This is a genomic window from Rahnella sp. ATs2, assembly GCF_051851855.1.
GTDB classification, from domain to species: Bacteria; Pseudomonadota; Gammaproteobacteria; order Enterobacterales; family Enterobacteriaceae; genus Rahnella; species Rahnella variigena.
Genome location: NZ_JBLYPL010000007.1, coordinates 189766 through 211456, shown reverse-complemented (window position 1 = coordinate 211456; position 21691 = coordinate 189766). Strand labels below are relative to the sequence as shown.

At 51.1% G+C, this 21691-nt stretch carries 17 protein-coding genes; 6 read left to right on the top strand and 11 right to left on the bottom strand.

Translation table 11 applies throughout. The annotated features are described in order from the left end of the window. The first annotated feature begins 63 nt into the window (after window positions 1-63). The 3 genes from ldtD (at window position 64) to ACJY2G_RS09425 (ending at window position 3342) form a co-directional block, all read left to right on the top strand. Window positions 64-1914, top strand: coding sequence for a L,D-transpeptidase (ldtD, locus tag ACJY2G_RS09435; protein WP_430319191.1), 1851 nt, complete (start codon window positions 64-66; stop codon window positions 1912-1914). A gap of 179 nt (window positions 1915-2093) precedes the next feature. Continuing rightward, window positions 2094-2645 carry a YcbK family protein gene (locus ACJY2G_RS09430; RefSeq protein WP_112287402.1) on the top strand — a complete coding sequence of 184 codons (552 nt, stop codon included), beginning with the start codon at window positions 2094-2096 and terminating at the stop codon, window positions 2643-2645. A 49-nt stretch (window positions 2646-2694) separates the two neighbouring features. Further along, complete coding sequence (locus ACJY2G_RS09425; RefSeq protein WP_112287362.1) at window positions 2695-3342, top strand: MBL fold metallo-hydrolase; 648 nt, start codon at window positions 2695-2697, stop codon at window positions 3340-3342. A 75-nt stretch (window positions 3343-3417) separates the two neighbouring features. Here the strand turns inward: ACJY2G_RS09425 and ACJY2G_RS09420 are convergent, their stop codons facing one another. From ACJY2G_RS09420 to ACJY2G_RS09400, 5 genes are all read right to left on the bottom strand, one after another. Then, the gene (locus tag ACJY2G_RS09420; RefSeq protein WP_430319190.1) at window positions 3418-4608 is read right to left on the bottom strand and encodes an amino acid aminotransferase; all 1191 of its coding nucleotides are present in this window, start codon (window positions 4606-4608) and stop codon (window positions 3418-3420) included. Between the two features lie 241 nt (window positions 4609-4849). Continuing rightward, the gene (gene ompC, locus ACJY2G_RS09415) at window positions 4850-5962 is read right to left on the bottom strand and encodes a porin OmpC (protein WP_279630514.1); all 1113 of its coding nucleotides are present in this window, start codon (window positions 5960-5962) and stop codon (window positions 4850-4852) included. A gap of 299 nt (window positions 5963-6261) precedes the next feature. Beyond that, entirely contained in the window at window positions 6262-7662 is a 1401-nt protein-coding gene (asnS, locus tag ACJY2G_RS09410) for an asparagine--tRNA ligase (RefSeq protein WP_279919583.1), read from the bottom strand. A 279-nt stretch (window positions 7663-7941) separates the two neighbouring features. Next, window positions 7942-9147 carry a nicotinate phosphoribosyltransferase gene (pncB, locus tag ACJY2G_RS09405; RefSeq protein WP_430319189.1) on the bottom strand — a complete coding sequence of 402 codons (1206 nt, stop codon included), beginning with the start codon at window positions 9145-9147 and terminating at the stop codon, window positions 7942-7944. Between the two features lie 336 nt (window positions 9148-9483). Next, window positions 9484-10896 (bottom strand): MFS transporter, encoded by a 1413-nt coding sequence (locus ACJY2G_RS09400; protein WP_208644592.1) that lies wholly within the window; start codon window positions 10894-10896, stop codon window positions 9484-9486. A 410-nt stretch (window positions 10897-11306) separates the two neighbouring features. Between ACJY2G_RS09400 and pepN the strand changes: the two genes are divergently transcribed. Continuing rightward, window positions 11307-13922 (top strand): aminopeptidase N, encoded by a 2616-nt coding sequence (gene pepN / locus ACJY2G_RS09395; protein ID WP_430319188.1) that lies wholly within the window; start codon window positions 11307-11309, stop codon window positions 13920-13922. Window positions 13923-14007: 85 nt separating this feature from the next. On the opposite strand, the gene ssuB is transcribed toward pepN, so the two are convergent. Genes ssuB through ssuE form a run of 5 tightly spaced genes read right to left on the bottom strand, consistent with a single transcriptional unit; the run spans window position 14008 to window position 18378 of the window. After that, window positions 14008-14790: an aliphatic sulfonates ABC transporter ATP-binding protein gene (ssuB, locus tag ACJY2G_RS09390; RefSeq protein ID WP_120161250.1), complete on the bottom strand. Its 783-nt coding sequence runs from the start codon at window positions 14788-14790 to the stop codon at window positions 14008-14010. Continuing rightward, window positions 14787-15578 carry an aliphatic sulfonate ABC transporter permease SsuC gene (ssuC, locus tag ACJY2G_RS09385; RefSeq protein ID WP_120161252.1) on the bottom strand — a complete coding sequence of 264 codons (792 nt, stop codon included), beginning with the start codon at window positions 15576-15578 and terminating at the stop codon, window positions 14787-14789. Before ssuC ends, ssuB begins: the two co-directional genes overlap by 4 nt. A gap of 11 nt (window positions 15579-15589) precedes the next feature. After that, window positions 15590-16744: an FMNH2-dependent alkanesulfonate monooxygenase gene (gene ssuD, locus ACJY2G_RS09380; RefSeq protein ID WP_430319187.1), complete on the bottom strand. Its 1155-nt coding sequence runs from the start codon at window positions 16742-16744 to the stop codon at window positions 15590-15592. 59 nt (window positions 16745-16803) lie between these two features. Then, the gene (locus tag ACJY2G_RS09375) at window positions 16804-17778 is read right to left on the bottom strand and encodes a sulfonate ABC transporter substrate-binding protein (protein ID WP_120161255.1); all 975 of its coding nucleotides are present in this window, start codon (window positions 17776-17778) and stop codon (window positions 16804-16806) included. Window positions 17779-17796: 18 nt separating this feature from the next. Beyond that, window positions 17797-18378 carry an NADPH-dependent FMN reductase gene (gene ssuE / locus ACJY2G_RS09370; RefSeq protein WP_112287372.1) on the bottom strand — a complete coding sequence of 194 codons (582 nt, stop codon included), beginning with the start codon at window positions 18376-18378 and terminating at the stop codon, window positions 17797-17799. A 314-nt stretch (window positions 18379-18692) separates the two neighbouring features. Here ssuE and pyrD point away from each other — a divergent pair, with 314 nt between their 5' ends. Both pyrD and ACJY2G_RS09360 read left to right on the top strand, forming a co-directional pair. Further along, the gene (pyrD, locus tag ACJY2G_RS09365; RefSeq protein ID WP_120161257.1) at window positions 18693-19703 is read left to right on the top strand and encodes a quinone-dependent dihydroorotate dehydrogenase; all 1011 of its coding nucleotides are present in this window, start codon (window positions 18693-18695) and stop codon (window positions 19701-19703) included. A gap of 184 nt (window positions 19704-19887) precedes the next feature. Further along, complete coding sequence (locus ACJY2G_RS09360) at window positions 19888-20433, top strand: cell division protein ZapC (protein WP_112287374.1); 546 nt, start codon at window positions 19888-19890, stop codon at window positions 20431-20433. 154 nt (window positions 20434-20587) lie between these two features. Here the strand turns inward: ACJY2G_RS09360 and ACJY2G_RS09355 are convergent, their stop codons facing one another. After that, entirely contained in the window at window positions 20588-21691 is a 1104-nt protein-coding gene (locus ACJY2G_RS09355; protein WP_430319186.1) for a YcbX family protein, read from the bottom strand.

Sequence of the window (21691 nt, the reverse complement as noted above, 5' to 3'; positions counted from 1 at the left end):
ACCAGACATTGCTGGCTTAATTTTGGGGAATGAATTGGGCACTTTACCGGGAGGCAAGGGAAGATGTTAATGAATCAAAGGTCTCTCAAGTTTTTAGTCGCCAGCTGTTTGCTGGCGAGCGGTCTGTCTCCGTGGTTTGCTGCCTGGGCGGCAGTTCCCACTATGCCGGTCGGAAAGACCACGTTATCCAGCGTGCAAAGCATGAGCCAGCTGCAGGCAGAATTAATGCCAAGGGGCATCCGGCCTCTCTATCTGTCATCTCTCTCGTCGCTTTACGCCGCTAATCATATGCAGCCGATGTGGAAAGATCGTGAAACGATACAAATATTCCAGCAGCAGTTAGCTGAGCTGGCTATTTCCGGTATTCAGCCGCAGTTTACCCAATGGGTGAAATGGCTGACTGACCCGGAAGTGACCGGTATGGCACGCGACGTTGTGCTTTCTGATGCGATGCTGGGCTATCTCCAATTTACCAGTAGCGTGGAAGCCAACGGGGATAAGTGGCTTTACGGTACGACGCCGTACAAGATGACCACACCTTCGCTGACAGTGATTAATCAGTGGCAACTGGCGGTGCGGCAGGGTGATACCGCGCACTATATGTCGACACTGACGCCACAGCACCCTTATTACGCCAAAATGCATGACGCGTTGAAAACGATGCTGGCGGACAACCGTCCGTGGCCTGCGATGCGCGGTTCAGCAAGCTTGCGACCTGATCAAATCAGTGATGATGTTCCGGCTCTGCGTGAGATCCTCACCAGAACGGGCATGATGGTTGCCTCGCCGCAGGAAACCAGTGCGCCTAAACCGACAGATGAAACCATCGCCCCGAATACGCCGGGGAGCGCGGCGAATGATGATTTGTCTGTGGATGAAACCGCAGACAAAGCGCAGCCAGCCACCCCAGCGGTGAGTCCTTCAGCGACGTCGGTCCAGGACGTTCTGCCTTCGGTTCAGTCTACTGAAGCACCGGCACCGGCTGCTTCTGTAGCTGTTGCGAATAATCAGTACACGCCAGATTTAGTGGAAGCAGTAAAACGTTTTCAGAAATGGCAGGGACTTGAGGCGGATGGGATTATCGGCGGGCGTACACGCCAGTGGTTGAATGCTTCACCACAGCTGAGGGCGACTTTACTGGCGCTGAATATTCAGCGATTGCGAATTCTGCCAGGGAATGTGAATACCGGAATTATGGTCAACATTCCAAACTATCAGCTTACCTATTACCTTAACGGCAGTGAGGTGCTGTCGTCGCGGGTGATTGTCGGGCGGCCCAGCCGGAAAACGCCTCTGATGAGCAGTGCGCTCAATAATGTGGTGGTGAATCCACCGTGGAATGTGCCGACAACATTAGTACGTGAAGATATTGTGCCGAAAGCCATGAATAATCCGGGCTACTTCCAGCAGCATGGTTATCAGGTATTGTCAGGCTGGAGCAATGACGCGGAAGTCATCGATCCTTCCATGATCGACTGGGCAATGGTGTCCCCTAATCACTTCCCTTACCGTATCCGTCAGGCTCCTGGAGTCAGCAACTCGCTTGGCCGGTATAAATTTAATATGCCGAGTTCTGATGCAATTTATCTGCATGACACGCCAAACCATAACCTGTTTAGCAAAGACATTCGTGCGCTGAGTTCAGGGTGCGTGAGGGTCAATAAAGCGTCTGAACTGGCGAATATGTTGTTACAGGATGCCGGCTGGAATGACACTCGTATCTCTTCTGCTTTGCAGGGCGGTAACACCACTTACGTGGCAATACGACATCACATACCGGTAAAACTGTTTTATCTGACGGCGTGGGTTGCAGATGATGGTAAACCGCAGTTCCGCACAGATATTTACAATTATGATTCCACAGTGAGATCCGGAGCACAAATTTTGCCTCAGGCAGAAATTTTGCTTCAATAAATGCAGTAAAACTAATCTGATAAGGGTCAGAGTATTTGGCCATACAACGAGCGTGAGCCACTGGCACGCTCGTTTTGCGTTTCAGGGTCGCTTGACTCGCTGATATTTGGCGGTTAAGGTTCGAAACGGTGCAAAAATCGCACTTCTTTTTGACTCTCTTATCGGATAGTAAACTGTTCATGAATGAAATCGACAAACATCGCCGTAAATGGCTGGCACTGGGCAGTGCCGCTATGGGGATTGCATTCCTTCCGGGTCGTGCATTCGCCACTCTTTCCACTCCTCGTCCGCGTATTTTAGTCGTTAATAACTTAAATACCGGCGAAACCCTCAAAACAGAGTTTTTTGATGGAAAGCGTTACAACAAGGATGAGTTGGCTCGGTTGAATCATCTGTTCAGAGACTATCGGGCGGAAAAAGTTAAAGCCATCGATCCCGCCTTATTCGATCATCTTTATCGTCTGCAAGTTATGCTCGGCGGCACCAATAAACCTGTTCAGTTAATTTCTGGTTACCGCTCTCTGGCGACCAACAACAGCATGCGTGAACCAGGCAGTGGCGTAGCAAAACACAGTTACCACACGCTCGGACAGGCGATGGATTTCCATATTCAGGGAATCGAATTGAGCAATATCCGCAAAGCAGCGTTAAAAATGCGGATGGGTGGTGTAGGATATTATCCACGAAGTAACTTTGTGCACATCGATACCGGCCCCGCACGGACCTGGTGATGTGTGTAATTAATGGCCTGCCGATGTGCATGCCATTTTGTGGAGCCCTATGAAAATCCATCTTATTACCGTCACGGCCTTCAGCCAGAACTGCTCTCTGATTTGGTGTACGAAGACCAATCAGGCCGCCATTGTCGATCCCGGCGGTGAAGCCCCGCGTATCATTCAGGAAGTGTCTGCCAAAGGCGTTCTGGTTACTCAAATTTTGCTCACGCACGGTCATCTTGATCACGTAGGTGCCGCCGCTGAACTGGCTGCTCATTATCAGGTGCCCGTTATTGGCCCGCAGAAGGAAGATCAGTTCCTGCTTGATGCTTTGCCAACTCAGAGCCAGATGTTTGGCCTTGACCATTGTGACCCGCTGACGCCTGATACCTGGCTCGAGGAAGGTGACACCGTGAGTGTGGGCGAAGAAACCTTATCTGTATTACATTGCCCGGGTCATACGCCGGGGCATATTGTTTTCATCAATGATGAAACGCGTATTGCCATTTCCGGTGACGTGATTTTCAAAGGCGGCGTAGGGCGAAGTGATTTCCCGCGCGGTGATCATCAGGCGCTGATCCACTCGATTAAAACCAAGCTGTTGCCTCTGGGTGATGACATGGTCTTTATTCCAGGTCATGGCCCGATGTCTGACTTTGGTTACGAGCGTAAAAACAATCCTTTCCTGCAGGATGAAATGCCGGTCTGGTAATTATTGATTGCCTGAATACAAAAAGCCCGTCAGTGTCCTGACGGGCTTTTTTAATCGAGAAGCAGTGCTTAACGATTACAGTACGGCGACGATGGCTTCACACAGTGGTGCCATATTGTCGAGTGTGATACCCGCAACGTTGATACGTCCTGAATTCACCGCGTATACACCGAATTCATCCCGTAAACGCAATACCTGATCTTTGGTCAGGCCGCTGAAAGAGAACATCCCGTTCTGATTGATAATAAAGCTGAAATCCTGCTGCGCCCCTTTTTCCTGCAAGGTGCTGACAAACAACTGACGCATACGGTGGATACGCTGACGCATATCGCTCAGTTCCTGCTCCCACAGCGTGCGCAAGGCTTCGTTACCCAGAATGGTAGCTACAACCGCTGCGCCGTGTGCTGGCGGGTTAGAGTAGTTTGCACGGATAACCGATTTCATCTGACTGAACGCGCGATCGGCGGTTTCAGCGTCAGCGGCGACTAACGTACAGGCGCCGACACGTTCATTATACAGGCCGAAGTTTTTCGAGTAAGAACTGGCGACCAGTAACTCTTTATGGCTGGCAACAAACAGGCGCAGACCCGCGGCATCTTCTTCCAGACCCTTAGCAAAACCCTGATAAGCAAAATCGAACAGCGGTAACCAGCCGTTTGCCACAGACAATTCAGCCAGCTTCGCCCATTGTTCTTCAGTCGGGTCGATACCCGTAGGGTTGTGGCAGCAACCGTGGAACAACACTACGTCACCGGCTTTCGCTTCGCTCAGGCTTTTCAGCATGCCGTCGAAATCAAGACTGTGATTGGCTGCGTCGTAATAGTTGTACTCTGCAACTTCCAGGCCTGAAGCGGAAAATACGCCTTTATGGTTCGGCCAGCTTGGATTGCTGACCCACACGCGTTTGGCGCTGGTTTGTGTCGCAATAAAATCTGCTGCAATGCGCAGGGCACCGGTACCGCCAGGCGTTTGTGCCGTGTGCGCACGCTTGTCTGCAATCACAGTGCTGCCTTTACCGAACAGCAGTTCCTGCGTGCAATGTGCAAAATCAGGCAATCCGTCGATGCTCAGATAGGTTTTCGTGGTTTCATTTTCCAACAGGAACTGTTCGGCTTTTTTCACGCTGGCCAAAACCGGCGTTTTACCCGTTTCATCTTTATAAACACCAATCCCAAGATTGATTTTATTCGAGCGATCATCAGCGCGGAAAAGATCGGTAAGACCCAGAATAGGGTCAGCAGGTGCTGCAGTGATTTTTTCAAACATGTCGGAAAATTCCATAGCCTGATATGACGAAAGAGGGCATCAGGGTACCGCCAGCGCTGTCGTTTGCCAACCGTTTGCGGCAAAAAGAAAGCAGAGTTGTGAGAAGGCGTGTGAGATTAAAATTTTTTATGGAAGAGGGTAGCAAAGTTCGTTTTTTGAATTGATTAAATGCAAAAGGCAGAACCGAAGCTCTGCCTTGATATCCACTTTGATGCGCCCGAAAGCGCATCGTTAAGCGATATTAGAACTGGTATTGCAGACCAACACCAACGATGTCGTCTGTGCTACGGCCAGATGCTTTGGTGTAGCTGTTGTCGTCCAGCAGGTTGATTTTGTAGTCAACATAGGTAGACATGTTTTTGTTGAAGTAGTAGTAAGTACCTACTTCTACGTATTTAACCAGGTCAGCATCGCCGCCGCCGTAGGTTGAACCATTTTTGGTGAAGCCGTTCAGGTCCTTACCTTTAGACTGCAGGTAGGCGATAGATGGGCGCAGACCGAAATCGAACTGGTACTGAGCAACAACTTCGAAGTTCTGAGTTTTGTTAGCGATAGAATCCGGGTTGCCGTAATCAGTGGTGTTACGTGATTCACCGTAGAAGGTCGCCAGGTACAGGTTGTTAGCGTCGTATTTCGCGCCGAATGCGTATGCGTCAGCTTTATCACCAGCACCATCTTGCTTCTGCAGAGAGGTACGGTTAGAAGAGAAGTAAGCACCTGTCAGGCTAACACCGGAGTCGCCGATAGCATAAGCGGCAGAAGTACCCCAGCCGTCGCCATTGGAATCAACTGCGCCACGATCGTCACGACCTTCGTCGTTTTTACCCTGGTACTGTACAGCGAAGCTCAGGCCGTCAACCAGACCGAAGAAGTTGCTGTTACGGTAAGTTGCCATGCCATTACCACGACCAACCATGAAGTTGTCGTTGTTCTGGTACATGGTGTCATCGCCAAAGATTGGCAATTGGTCGGTGTAGGACATTACGTCGTAGATTACGCCGTAGTTACGACCGTAGTCGAAAGAACCTGCATCGCCAAATTTCAGACCAGCGAAGCCCAGACGAGTTTTGTTGCCTTCGTCGCCAGCGCTTTCTGCGTGGTTAGCCTGAACGTTGTATTCCCACTGGCCGTAACCGGTCAGTTGGTCAGTAATTTGAGTTTCGCCTTTGAAGCCGAAACGGACATAGGTCTGGTCGCCATCGTCGCCAGCGTTGTCAGAGAAGGTGTGACGCGCGTCAACTTTACCGTACAGATCCAGTTTGTTGCCGTCTTTGTTATAGATCTCAGCTGCGTTAGCTGCACCAGCAACTAACAGAGCAGGGATTACCACTGCAAGAATATTGCGCTTCATCATTATTATTACCCTCATTGGTTTTATTTGGACACCTGCCACTGCCTAAATAATTCTTTACGGAACTATTCACGAAAGTTTGGTGTCTCCTGTGTCTGAACGCACTATTCCATCCGTAGTAAGCTTAATCCATAGCGAAAATGCTACTAAATTACTAAATATGTTTCAGTCAGAAAAAATGTATTACAAAATGTGTATTTTACGGAACTTTGTGACAGGGATCTATCTTTCAAAATGACTAAGGCCAGCATTGCTGGCCTTAGTTTTGTAACTATTTTGTTAATTAGAAATAGTTTAATTAATTAGAAGGTTGCACTACGTGGTGTACGTGGGAACGGGATCACGTCACGAACGTTTTGAACACCGGTCACATAAGCAACTAAACGCTCAAAACCTAACCCGAAGCCGGAATGCGGGACAGTGCCGTAACGGCGAAGATCGCGATACCACCAATAATCTTCTTTATTCAGACCCATTTCAGCCATTCGCGCGTCCAATACATCCAGACGTTCTTCACGCTGAGAACCGCCGATAATCTCACCAATACCTGGCGCAAGAACGTCCATTGCGGCAACAGTTTTGCCATCATCGTTCATACGCATGTAGAAGGCTTTGATATCTTTAGGGTAGTTTTTGACCACAACAGGCGCTTTGAAATGCTGCTCAGCCAGGTAACGTTCGTGTTCAGAAGAAAGATCTACACCCCAGGAAACCGGGTTTTCAAATTTCTGGCCACAATTCATTAGGATTTCTACAGCATCGGTGTAATCCACTTGCGCGAAATCGGATGTTACAAATCGCTCAAGGCGCGCAACAGCATCTTTGTCTATGCGATCGGCAAAAAAGGCCATATCGTCTGCACGTTCGTCTAAAACGGCTTTGAAAACATATTTAAGCATGTTTTCAGCCAGTGACGCGATGTCATCCAGCGTAGCAAAAGCCACTTCCGGTTCAACCATCCAGAACTCAGCAAGGTGGCGGCTGGTGTTTGAGTTTTCTGCGCGGAAGGTCGGGCCGAAGGTATAAACCTTGGACAGCGCACATGCATAGGTTTCACCGTTAAGCTGACCGGAAACGGTAAGGAATGCTTCTTTACCGAAGAAGTCTTCGCTGAAGTCGATTTCGCCTTTATCGGTACGCGGCAGGTTTTGCAGATCCAGCGTAGAAACGCGGAACATTTCACCCGCACCTTCGGTATCGGAAGCAGTAATCAGCGGAGTGGACACCCAGAAGTAGCCGTTTTCATGATAGAAACGGTGAATCGCCTGAGACAGGGTGTTGCGCACACGGGCAACGGCGCCAATCAGGTTGGTGCGCGGGCGAAGGTGAGCCACCTCACGCAGGTATTCGATACTGTGGCGTTTTGCCGCCATCGGGTAGGTATCAGGGTCATCCACCCAGCCAACAACTTTAACAGCGGTTGCCTGCAGTTCGAAACTCTGGCCTTCGCCAGGAGATGCGACAACAGTACCGGTCACTTCTACTGAACAACCCGTCGTCAGACGCAGGACGTCTTCCTGATAATTGGGCAGAGAATTATTGATGACGGCCTGTAAAGGATTAAAGCAGGAGCCGTCATAAACGGCGACGAATGAGATACCAGCTTTAGAATCTCTCCGGGTACGTACCCAACCGCGTACGGTGACTTCACTGTCAACCGCAGCACGGCCTTGCAGTACGTCGACTACAGGCACAACGCTCATAGATTTCTCTCTTTCTTTATATATGTTGGCTAAGAAATATTGGACACCCTGTAAATAGGGATTTTGCTATGTTACTTAGCCTTTCTCAGGACACAAGCAGAAATCACCGTTGGTGAAGAAGAATTAAGGGACAATTGACAGGAATAACAGGAATAACAGGAAATATTGATATAACGAATAAAAGCCGAGCGGAATGAAATTACAGCTATATAAAGGAAAGAAAGTTAGGAGCAAAATTCCGATGAAGCGCCGGAATGACTCCCGGCGCTTCATTGACACTCAGGACGCTTTTTTAACCAGCGGTAAATCAAAGGCTTTCCGAAGCGCTTTCACGAAGGCTTTGTCCTGACAAATGGTTTTGCCCGGACTGTCAGACAACTTAGCGACCGGTTTACCGTTGCACTGAACCAATTTAATTACAATATTCAGAGGCTTAACGCCGGGAATATTACAAGTCAGACGCGTTCCAATCCCAAACACCAGATTGATGCGCTGATGGAAATGGCGATAAAGGTGCAGCGCTTTATCCAGATCCAGGTTATCGGAAAACACCAGCGTTTTGGTCATCGGATCGATTCCCAGCGCCTGATAGTGCGCAATGGCTTTTTCGCCCCATTCAAACGGATCGCCGGAGTCATGGCGTAGCCCCTGATAGGCATTGGCGAAATTGCTGCCGAAATCACGCAGGAACGCATCCATCGTAATGCAGTCGGTCAGTGCAATGCCAAGCTGGTCAGGATATTCATCCAGCCAGGCCTGTAACGCAGCACGCTGGCTGTTTGCCAGAACCGGACTGATTTGCTGATGCGCCTGGAACCATTCATGAGCCTGAGTCCCGACCGGTGTCAGCTGCAATTTATGTGCTACATCGTAATTGCTGGTGCCGGCCAGATAAGGGAATTCATTTTTTAGCGTACTGACAATGGCTTCCTGAACTTCGCCCGAGAAACGACGGCGTGTGCCGAAATCCATCAGACGGAAGGCAGAGAGGTCGATATCTGCGGCCTGTTCTTTAAAACTGGCAAGATTTTTACGCAGCTGATCTACGGCCATTTGCGCAGTGACTTGCGGCGAACGGTGACGATGCACCACTTCGCTGATCACCGCCAGCAGCGGTACTTCCCACATAATCACTTCACGCCACGGACCTTCAATACGCACGTGCAAATGCCCGTTGCGATCGGAAACGGTGACGTGTTCTGGATTGTAGCGGAACGCTTTCAGCCAGTTCAGATAGTCGTGCGTGAAAAAGGGCAGACCGGAAAGATAAGCGAACTCATCATCTGTCAGTCCCAGCTGGCTCATCATCTGGATTTGCTCGCGAATTTCGCTGGCATATTCACCCAGCAACTCATCGCCGCGGCAACGGAACTCGGCTACCACGCTAATATTGCGATAGCGATGATAAACCGCTTGCTGCATATGAAGCTTGTAGGCATCGGTATCTAACAGCGAAGTCAAAATCGGGGAGGCGTATGGAGTCATAGCGCGCTTACAGCATCCTCGTCAGAAACTGAGTGTTTGAACACAAACAACCGTTCCGTAAAAAAAACGTTCTGGATAAAACAGCAAAGTCTGTGAAGTATACCGTATTATCCTGTCAAAGAACCCTCATCACATCATAATTGTCTGCGGGTGGTCGAGGCTTAATTGTGCTTAAACATAGGGAATATGGGCAAACAGGCGATTTTGCGTTTTAAAAAAAGCACAAATTGATTACATAAATTTAATCAACCTGACATTCATAAAAGAAAAATCGGGGCATTTTTACGCCGATTTTTGTGTGTTCATTACGCTTCGTTTGTTCACGATAGTAAACGATTAGATGTTTTCTAAATTAATGCCCCGCGTTTTAGGTCCGAAAATGCCGATAACCAGCATCACGATGATCATGCTAACGACAATGAACGCTATCACGCCCTGCGTTCCGGCATATTGCAGGATCAGGCCGATCAAAATGCTGCTGAAAACGGTCGACAGGCGGCTGAAAGAATAACAAAAGCCAACGGCGCGAGCCCGGATATGTGTCGGGAACACTTCTGTCTGATACGCGTGATAGCTAAAGGTCAGCCATGCGTTGGAATAAGTGATCAGGAAGCCGCAAATCACCAACATCACCGGATGGGTCTGCAGAGCGAATAAGGTGCCGAAAACCACTGTCATCAATGACGAGAGAACAATTTGCCATTTGTTTTCAATTTTATCCGCATACCGGCTGCAAATAAGTGAGCCGAGAGGATACGCCAGCGTGATAAAGAAGGCGTACAGCAAACTGTGGGTGACGGTCGTGCCTTTGCCGGAAAGCAGGGCGGGCAGCCAGTTGCCAAAGCCGAAGAAACCAATCGCCTGGAAAAAGTTCATGACTGTCAGCATGAGCGTCCGTTTGCGGTATTCAGGTGACCAGATTTCCCTGAACGTGCCTTTTCGCGGCAATTCAGCGGGGCTTTCTTCTGCGATGTACGCCGGACTATTGCTTACGCCGCAGCGTTTTTCCATCGCGCTCACGACATTATGTGCGTCTTCGTGACGTCCCTGTTGCGCCAGCCAGCGGGCGGACTCCGGCAGGTTTTTACGCACAATCCACACAACCAGCGAGCACAACGCACCCGCAATCACCACGTAACGCCAGCCTGTCAGCCCGAAAAAGGTTTGCGGTACCAGCCACCATGACATCAGCGCGACAGCCGGTACAGAAAGAAACTGAATAAAGAAGGCGAACGCAAAAGCGCGGCTGCGCATATGACTCGGCACCCATTCGGTGAGATACGTATCGATAGTCACCAGCTCAAGGCCCAGGCCAACACCGACCAGAAAACGACAAAGGATGATGCCTTCAGCGGTGTTCTGGAACGACATCAGCAACGAAAAACAGCCGTACCACGCCAGCGCAAACATGAATGTCATGCGTCGTCCGAAGCGGTCAGCATTGGGTGCCAAAAGACTCGCGCCAAAAAAAAGACCTAAAAATGTGGAAGAAGCGAAGGCAGCCTGATCGGATATACCAAATACTCCCGCAGTGCCGATATGAAATATGTTCTCTGCCAGTAAACCTGAACTAATGTATCCGGTTTCGAAAAGGTCGTAGAGTTCGAAGAATCCACCCAGTGACAGCAATATGATGAAGCGCCAGAGTCCGGCGGAGGCAGGAAGCGCGTCAATGCGGGCTGATAATGTCTTGTTATTTAATGTTTTTTGTTTTGGTATCCCCATAACGGGGGCGCAGGTGTCACTCATTTTATTATTAGCCTTAGTGATTCATCGTATTCATGATCATGCTAATGACTCCCGATCGGATTTAAATATTGAATTTTTGTAACGAATAAGAAAATAGAGCATAAAAAACTGCGCAAAAACACATTGCGAAAAGTACAGTTTTATCGGTTCAGAATGTGATGCAGATCGGACTTCCACTTTTGACCGCCCAAAGGTCCTTTAAGACAAATTTCTGTGTTTTGGTTGAAAGGTGCGCATACGCACTCACAAACTGGCAACAATCTGGGATTTTCTGATGCCTGTGTTAGAGTTTAGAGAGAAAAGAATGAAGGCCGGCAGGGCTCTGCGCAGCGATTCGCTGATGAAAAGCACCCGCTTAGATGCCATGAATCGTCATCACCATAAACAATGAAAACGCCAAAAGGTTTTTTATGACTCAACTGCCACAAGCCAAGTTCCGCCATGACTATCGTGCGCCGGACTATACCATCACGGATATCGACCTTAATTTTGAGCTTGATGCACAGAAAACCATCGTGACTGCTGTCAGTCAGATTAAACGACAGGGTGCCGAAGGCGCGCCGCTGGTGCTCAACGGTGAAGATCTGACGCTGATCAGCCTGAAAATTAACGGTCAGGACTGGCCGAAATATCAGTTAAAAGAAGGCGTGCTTGAAGTTACCGGCCTGCCTGAAGCGTTTGAACTGGCGATTGTTAACGAAATTCATCCGGCGAAAAATACCGCACTGGAAGGGCTGTACCTTTCCGGTGAAGCGCTGTGTACCCAGTGCGAAGCAGAAGGTTTCCGCCACATTACCTATTATCTGGATCGCCCGGACGTTCTGGCGCGTTTCACCACCCGCATCGTGGCGGACAAAGCCCGTTATCCTTATTTGCTGTCCAACGGTAACCGTATTGATCAGGGTGAACTGGAAGGCGGTAAGCACTGGATCAAATGGGAAGACCCGTTCCCGAAACCTTGCTACCTGTTTGCGCTGGTCGCTGGTGATTTCGATGTCCTGCGTGATTCCTTCAAAACCCGCTCGGGTCGTGATGTGGCGCTGGAACTGTTCGTCGACCGCGGCAACCTGGATCGCGCCGGCTGGGCGATGGAATCCCTGAAGCAATCCATGAAATGGGACGAAACCCGTTTCAATCTGGAATACGACCTCGACATCTTTATGATTGTTGCCGTTGATTTCTTCAACATGGGCGCAATGGAAAACAAAGGCCTCAACGTCTTTAACTCCAAATACGTGCTGGCGAAAGCCGAAACCGCCACAGACAAAGATTATCTCGGTATCGAAGCAGTGATCGGCCACGAATACTTCCATAACTGGACCGGTAACCGCGTGACCTGCCGCGACTGGTTCCAGCTGAGCCTGAAAGAAGGCCTGACCGTTTTCCGTGATCAGGAATTTAGTTCTGATCTGGGATCGCGCTCAGTCAACCGTATCGATAACGTCCGTGTGATGCGTGGCGCGCAGTTCTCTGAAGATGCCAGCCCGATGGCGCACCCGATCCGCCCTGAAAAAGTCATTGAGATGAACAACTTCTACACCCTGACGGTGTATGAGAAAGGTTCAGAAGTCATCCGTATGCTGCACACTTTGCTCGGTGAAGAGAAATTCCAGGCCGGGATGCAGCTGTACTTTGAGCGTCATGACGGCAGCGCCGCGACCTGTGACGACTTTGTGCAGGCGATGGAAGACGCGTCAAACGTGGATCTGTCACTGTTCCGCCGCTGGTACAGCCAGTCCGGTACGCCGGTGCTGACCGTGCGCGATGACTATGATGTGGAAAAACAGCAATACACTCTGACTGTCAGCCAGAAAACACCGGCGACGCCTGATCAGACTGAAAAGCTGCCACTTCACATTCCGCTGGATATCGAACTGTATGACCCGCAGGGCAACGTGATTGCGCTGAAACAAAACGGTCAGACAGTCAGCAACGTGCTTAACGTGACCGAAGCTGAGCAAACGTTCGTATTTGACGACGTGGAATATCAGCCGGTGCCTTCTTTATTACGTGAATTCTCCGCACCGGTGAAACTCGATTACAAATGGGGCGATCATCAGCTGACTTTCCTGATGAAATACGCGCGTAACGATTTCGCCCGCTGGGATGCGGCGCAAAGTTTGCTGGCAATTTACATCAAGCTGAACGTGGCGCGTCATCAGCAGAAACAACCGCTGTCTCTGCCGCTGCATGTGGCGGATGCGTTCCGGGCGGTATTGCTGGATGAGAATATCGATCCGGCACTGGCGGCGCAGATCCTGACTCTGCCATCTGAGAACGAAATCGCTGAACTGTTCGAAATTATCGATCCGGAAGCGATCAGTGCGGTTCACGATGCGATTACCCGTTGTCTGGCGACCGAAATGGCCGATGAATTCCTGGCGGTTTACAACGCTAACCGTCTGCCAGCGTACCGTGTCGTGCATGAAGATATCGGTAAACGTTCGCTGCGTAACACCTGCCTGCATTATCTGGCTTTTGCCGATGTGACGCTGGCTGATCAGCTTGTTAAGGCACAATTTGAACAGGCAGATAACATGACGGATTCTCTGGCAGCGATGTCTGCGGCGATTTCCGCGCAGCTGCCTTGCCGTGAATCGCTGATGGCGGCCTATGACGAACGCTGGCATCACGACGGTCTGGTCATGGATAAATGGTTTATCCAGCAGGCGACCAGCCCGGCAGCCGATGTGTTGCAGAAAGTCCGTTCACTGCTGAACCACCGTTCATTCAGCATGGGCAACCCGAACCGCGTCCGTTCATTAGTCGGTGCATTTGCCTCTGCCAATCCTTCTGCATTCCACGCGGCAGACGGCAGCGGTTATCAGTTCCTGACTGAAATGCTGACAGATCTCAACACCCGTAACCCGCAGGTTGCAGCGCGCATGATTGAGCCGCTGATCCGCCTGAAACGATATGACCAGAACCGTCAGGCGCTGATGCGTCAGGCGCTGGAACAGCTGAAAGGGCTGGAAAATCTGTCCGGTGATTTGTTCGAGAAAATTACCAAAGCGTTAGATGCGTAATCGCTTGTAACAGCAAATAGCGGCAATAAAAAAGGGCGATGGAGACATCGCCCTTTTTACGTTTTTAATTCTCTGAAAGATGAAATCAGTTTTGTGCGCGCTTCGCTTCCTGAGCCACATTTTGCAACGGCTGCGGCGTCAGTACACGTTCCAGCACTTCAGCTTCCAGCTCCGCCAGTCGCGCGGAACCTTTACGGCGCGGACGCGGCAGGTCAACCGTCAAATCCATACCAATCTGCCCCTGATCAATCAGGATCACCCGGTCAGCCACGGTCACGGCTTCGCTGACATCATGCGTCACCAGCAAAACCGTGAAATCATGTTGCTGCCACAAACGTTCGATCAGGCTTTGCATCTCGATACGCGTCAGGGCGTCCAGCGCGCCCAGCGGTTCATCAAGCAATAACAGACGCGGGCGATGAATTAATGCACGTGCCAGTGCCACGCGTTGTTTCTGTCCGCCGGATAATGCAGAAGGCCAGTCATCGGCACGATCCGCCAGGCCGACTTCTTCCAGCGCAGCCAGTGCGGCTTCACGCCATTTGCCTTTCAGACCCAGACCGACGTTATCAATCACCTTTTTCCATGGCAGCAGGCGGTCATCCTGAAACATAAGGCGCGTGTCATCGCGTACCTGACTTAGCGGCGCGCTGGCGCTGAGCAACTCGCCCTGCGTGGTTTTCTCCAGCCCGGCCAGTAAACGCAGCAGGGTGCTTTTGCCACAACCGCTGCGACCGACTACTGCCACAAACTGGCCGGGCGGAATGCGCAGATTAATATCGTTGAGCACGGCGCGGTTGCCGTATTTTTTCGTGATACCGGAGAGAGTCACCGGCGTGCCTTGCGGAATGCGTGCGGGGGCGCTCATGCGGCATCTCCTTGTTTTTTCTGATAAGCAGGGTGCCAGCGCAGCCAGACACTTTCCAGCAGGCGGGCAAGAACATCGGCCAGTTTGCCAAGAATGGCGTACAGCACGATGGCGACAACCACGACGTCAGTTTGTAAAAACTCGCGGGCGTTCATCGCCAGATAACCAATCCCGGAGTTGGCGGAGATGGTTTCCGCCACAATCAGCGTCAGCCACATGAACCCCAGCGCAAAGCGCACGCCGACCATAATCGAAGGCAACGCGCCCGGTAACACCACCTGAATAAACAGCGGGAAACCGGAAAGTCCGTAACTGCGCGACATCTCCAGCAGACCGCGGTCAATGTTGCGAATTCCGTGATAAGTATTGAGATAAATCGGGAACAACGTTCCCAGTGCCACCAGGAAAATCTTGGCAGATTCGTCAATGCCAAACCACAGAATCACCAGCGGGATCAGCGCCAGATGCGGAATGTTACGCAGCATTTGCAGCGAACTGTCCAGCAGACGCTCGCCCCAGCGGGAAAGCCCGGTGATAAAACCGAGCAGCAACCCGAGACTGCCGCCGATAGCGAAGCCAATCAATGCGCGGAAGGAACTGATTTTCAGGTTTTGCCACAGGTCACCGCTTTTCGCCAGTGTCCAGAAGGCTTCTACCACGGCGCTCGGTGCCGGCAGAATACGGTTGGATAGCCAGCCGGCTTCCACCGCCAGCTGCCAGCCGCCGATGAGTACCACCGGCACAATCCACGGAGCCACGCGGTTCAGCCAGCGTTGTGTCGTTGTCATCTGCGTTCTCCTTAATGCTGGCTGGCAGTGCGTTTGTTCGCAAAGTCATGAGCGACCAGTTCACCGCGCGGCAAAATGGCTTTCTTCACAGTGTTGTCATCTTCCGGTTTGGCCAGATCCAGATGCGGGAACAGTAATTCGCTGACGCGGTACGCTTCTTCCAGATGCGGATAACCGGAGAAAATGAAGGTGTCGATGCCCAGATCCGCATATTCCTGCATACGCGCAGCGACAGTCGGGCCATCGCCGACCAGTGCTGTTCCTGCGCCGGTGCGCACCAGACCGATACCTGCCCAGAGATTCGGATAGATTTCCAGCTTGTTGCGGTCGCCGCCGTGCAACGCTGCCATGCGGTGCTGACCGACGGAATCGGTTTTGGCGAAAGCGGCCTGTGCGCGCTGAATAGTTTCGTCATCCACGTTGGCGATCAGTTTGTCGGCGGCGCGCCAGGCTTCTTCGTTGGTTTCACGCACAATCACGTGCAGACGAATACCGAAACGCACTGTGCGGCCTTTCGCGGCAGCTTTGGCACGCACTTGCTCAATTTTCTCTTTCACTAACGCCGGAGGTTCACCCCAGGTCAGATACAGTTCCACCTGCTCGGCGGCCAGATCCTGCGCTTCGTCGGAAGATCCGCCGAAATAGAGCGGCGGGCGAGGGTACTGAACTGGCGGATGCATCAGGCTCGCGCCTTTTACCTGAATATGTTTGCCTTCGTAATCAACCGTTTCGCCTTCAAGTACGCGGCGCCAGATACGGGTAAATTCTGCTGAAGCTTCATACCGTTCTTTATGATTGAGATGTAAACCTTCCGCCGCCAGTTCAGACGGATCACCGCCGGTCACCAGATTAAACAGCGCACGACCGCCGGAAAGCCGGTCGAGTGTCGCCGCCTGACGGGCGGCCAGTGTCGGGGAGATAATCCCCGGGCGCAGCGCCACCAGGAATTTCAGGCGTTGCGTGACAGAAATCAGAGAAGCCGCGACGAGCCATGAGTCTTCACATGAACGGCCGGTCGGCAGCAGTACACCGGCGAAACCTAAGCGGTCCGCGGCCTGAGCAATCTGCTGGAGATAACCGTGGTCTACCACACGGGCACCTTCTTCAGTTCCTAAATAACGACCATCGCCATGGGTGGGTAAAAACCAGAATACGTTCAGACTCATAGTATGTTCCTCTCAAAGTTTTTTGATTCATGACCGCTCAGCGGCGGCTAAATTAGGGTTCAGTTGGCCTGTACAGCCGGTTTCCAGATGCGGTCTTTGATTTCAACCGGCTTTGGCAAAATGTGGTTCTGATAAAACAGGTCGGCGGTTTGCTGCTGGCGCTTTTCCGTCTCGGCATTGACCGGAGTGATTGGCATATCCGGCAAATGATCCAGATAAGAGGCGACCACTTTTTCCGGTAATCCCATCGACTGAGAAAGCAGTTTGATACTTTGTTCGCGGTCAGTTTTGGTCAGCGCATTCGCCTGCGTTAACACATCCAGTACCTGACTGATGAACTGAGGATTGGCCTCGGTATATTTTTTCGGCGCAAGATAGAAGGAACCGGTCTGATGCAGCGTCGAGCCGTCGGTCAGCACGCGAACATCGCCCTGAACTTCTGCGGCGGAGTAGTACGGATCCCAGATAGCCCAGGCATCGACGTCATGCTGCTGAAACGCGGCGCGCGCGTCGGCAGGTGTCAGATAGACCGGCTGGATATCACTGAATTTAAGACCTGCCTGTTGCAGGGCACGAAGCAATAAGTTGTGTGAACTGGAGCCTTTCTGGAATGCGACTTTATGGCCTTTGAGATCTGCCACGGTTTTGATCGGACTGTTACTGTCGACCAGAATCACTTCCGCTTTTGGTTTCGGCGGTTCTGAACCGATATAAAGAAGATCCGCCCCGGCCGCCTGTGCAAACAGTGGCGGTAAATCGCCTGTACCGCCCAAATCAATACTGCCGACGTTCAGAGCTTCAAGGATCTGCGGACCAGCGGGAAATTCCACCCAGCTGATTTTGGTGTCCGGGAAACGTTTTTCCAGCAGCTGATGAGATTTGGCCAGCACCAGTCCGACGGAACCTTTCTGATAAGCGATGCGTAATTGCGCAGGATCCTTTTCCTGTGCTGAGGCTGTTGCGGCGAATATCAGGCTGGTGACCAGTCCGGCGATGACGGGCAACCGACGTAATAAAGAGAAAGACGAAGGCATGATTAATTCCTTTTAATTTCAGACGCGCAGAGCTTGCGCGGAAAGGGAAGTGACAGACGGAATTTGCGGACGGCGGCGGCTCAGTGCCAGATAGAAGTTTTCCAGCGATTCGGTCAGACGTTCTTCCAGCGCCGGATCCAGCCTGGCCGGGAACGTCTGATAATCAGTGATCAGACTGTCATCGGCGAAAACACCCTGTAAAACTTCCTGCGCTTTCAGCGAGGCCAGCACAGGTTTCAGCGCATAATCGACGGCCAGCATGTGGCCGATCGATCCGGCCGTCGCCAGTGGCAAAACGACTTTATGGTCGAGTGCGCGCTCGGGCAGTAAATCCAGCAGAGTTTTCAGCGCACCTGAAAAAGACGCCTTGTACACCGGCGTGGCGACAATCAGGCCATCTGCGCTCGCCAGTTCAGCATTCAGTTGCTTCAACTGAGGGCTGGCAAAATTGGCAAATAACAAATCATCAGCCGAAAAATCCTGAATATTGTAGGTAAAGACTTCGACGCCCCGGCTCGCCAGCCACTGATGGCTGAGCGCCAGCAGGGAAGAGGAGCGGGAAGGTTGTCGTGGGCTGCCGGCCAGTGTGATTACGCGCATTCACTTATTCCTTATAACAATCTGTTATAGAACTATCATTTTTATTAACGAAGTGAAGTAAACCTAGCAGGGGAAGGCGGCAGAGCGGAAATCTCAATTTTGGCTATGGAAAGTTTCAAATCACATAAAGCGCTTTAGATGGCGTGTTGACGCGGAGACAGGTTAAGAAGGAAAAGTGAATTAAAGGTAACTAAAAAGTAATCGTTTGCGCAGTGAAGCAATTATTTGTTCAATATGCCGGTTATCATTTCCAATTGTCCCGCGCTTAGTCAATAATACCACCCCGTCTAGCCACCGGGAATCCAGGAGTTTCCATGTATTATCCTCTTGTCAGGAAAGCACTGTTTCAGCTCGATCCAGAGCGCGCCCACGAGTTAACCTTTCGTCAGTTGAGCCGCATTTCCGGCACCCCTTTTGAATTCCTGATCCGCCAGTCAGTGCCAACCAAACCGGTAAACTGCATGGGATTATCCTTTAAGAACCCTTTGGGACTGGCCGCAGGCCTGGATAAAGACGGCGAATGTATTGATGCACTCGGCGCAATGGGCTTTGGATTTATTGAAGTCGGCACGGTGACACCGCGTGCGCAGGCGGGTAATGATAAGCCGCGTTTATTCCGCATCGTTGAAGCTGAAGGCCTGATTAACCGCATGGGCTTTAATAACCATGGCGTGGATAATCTGGTGAATAATGTCAAAAAATCACATTTTGGCGGCATTCTGGGGATTAATATTGGCAAGAATAAAGACACGCCTGTTGAGCACGGCGCAGACGATTATCTGACCTGTATGGATAAGGTATATCCGTATGCCGGTTATATCGCGGTGAATATTTCATCGCCAAATACTCCTGGCTTACGTTCACTGCAATACGGTGAGGCGCTGGATGATTTACTGGCGGCGATCAAGAATAAGCAGCTCGAACTTCAGCAGCGTTACCAGAAATATGTGCCGGTTGCCGTGAAGATCGCGCCGGATCTTTCTGAAGAAGAATTGATCCAAATAGCGGACAGTCTGGTACGTCATAATATGGACGGCGTTATCGCCACCAATACCACGCTCGATCGTAAACTGGTTCAGGGGCTGAATTATTGTGAGCAGGTGGGTGGACTGAGCGGGCGTCCGGTGCAGCTGCGCAGTACAGAAATTATCCGTATGTTGTCGAATGAATTGCAGGGACGTCTGCCTATTATTGGCGTCGGCGGGATTGATTCATTAACTGCCGCACGTGAAAAAATGGCGGCCGGTGCGTCATTAATTCAAATCTATTCCGGCTTTATCTTCAAAGGCCCGGGTTTAATCAAAGATATTGTTACCCACATCTAATATTTTTCATCCTTTAGGCGAGTCAGGGGTTTATTTATCAACCCGGCTCGTCTATATTTTGTCCACTGACCGTAATTCAGGCTCAGGATTTGTCTGATATCACTTCATCGCAAAAAAATCTATTCTCACAGATTAGCCGGAAATGAAGTCAGGCAGAGGGCATGAGGGCAAACAGGATGACGAAATGAAAATCAAACCAGATGATAATTGGCGTTGGTACTTCGATGCAGAGCATGATCGGCTTATGTTGGATCTCGCCAATGGCATGATTTTCCGTTCCCGTTTCCCGGCTAAAATGTTAACTCCTGATGCATTTGGAAATATGTCATTCTGTGTCGATGATGCGGCTTTGTATTTCGATTATGAAGAACAGTGCAAACATATTCGTCTGGCCGCGGAACAACGTGCGGAATTAGTTTTAAATGCCTTAGTCGCTTTCCGTTTTTTAAAACCGCTGATGCCAAAGAGCTGGCATTTCAGTCAGCAGATGCGTCCTTTCCAGCCAGAGAATGGTCAGCTTGCTCAGGTGCAGGTGATGGACAGTGGCGAACAGGCGACATTGCTGGTGGTAGAATCCGGTGATAACGCCAGCCTGTGCCTGCTGGCGCAGGAGCGGCTGACAGTGGCAGGGCGCGGTATGGTGCTCGGTGATGCCATTAAAGTGATGCATGACCGGTTAATGCCAGCGGCATTTAGAGTCGACAGCGATGTCTACGATCAGGCAGTGTAAATTACCCTTCATATTTCAAGTTGCAGATGCGTTGGCTGCGCTCAGTCACCCGAATCACTTACCTGTGTAAGCTCATCGGGATCCCTTCTCTTGCCGCCTTTTTGCAACCCGAACTATTTTGGGTAATTGCGGATTTGGGTAATTGCGGAATATTTTAGCCGAGCACGATATCCGTTGCCGGTATGCAACTGCACGACAGAATCGTTCCGTCTTTCCCCACAGCACTTTCTTTCAGTGGCGCAACATTTCCTTCTTTTAATGTCATTCTGCACGCACCGCAAATTCCCGCACGGCAGGAATAGGGGATACGTAATCCCTGTAACTCCAGTTGTTCGAGCAAAATCTGCTGATTGTTGCCGGTAAACTCCGTGCCCTGATAATTAATGCGGACTTCCTGAGCAGTACTTTTTGGTGCGTCGACATTTTCAACGACGTTGCCTGCGCTGTAAGGGCGGGGTGGTTTGGTCGCCAGCACCTGAACGCTGTCACCCGCGCGGATCACACCGTTGTTACGGGCAATCATGTTCTGACCGAAATCGACGTCGCCATCGCTGGCAGTCCGGTAACCTTGCAACGTTTTCAGAGGTTCGCCACGCGGATGCTTGCGGCCTTTTTCGATGCTGACCGTAGTAAAAATGCAGCGGCTGCACGGCTTCACCAGATCGAAAATGACTTCTCCGATGCGGATGGTCTGCCAGCTGTCTTCTGCGTAAGCCTCGGCACCACTGACCACAATATTGGGTCGGAACTGTTCAACCCTGACACCGCCCGGACAGCGGCGCTGCAAATCCTGCATTGACGCTTCGTTAATCAGCAGGTACGGGAACCCGTCGGCGAACGACAGCGGCACTTCGGGATGCTTCTTCACCCGGCGGGTGGGTTCGTCACCGACCCAGCGCAACTGTACATCACGTTTTAAATAACCACTTAACCAGCGATTTACCGGTTCCGGCGCGATGAGTGAGGTAAACTGATTGCCCCAGACTTCCGTCGGCGAGTTAACGCCTGCGAAATCACGAAATCTGACGCTGATACTTTCGCCTTCCGGCGCACTCAGCATCAGACCATCAGGTAACAAAACCGGGATGAACAGGACGAGGTTCGGATACTGGCGGGCAGTTATAAACATGCCTTGCGGGTCGGTTATCATGAACTGACGGTCGAAAGCCAGTCCTGTTGGCGTGACCAGCGAGTGTGAAACTTGCAGGCCGCGCATCGATTTAACCGGATGAACAAATAAACGTGAAAGAATGGGCAC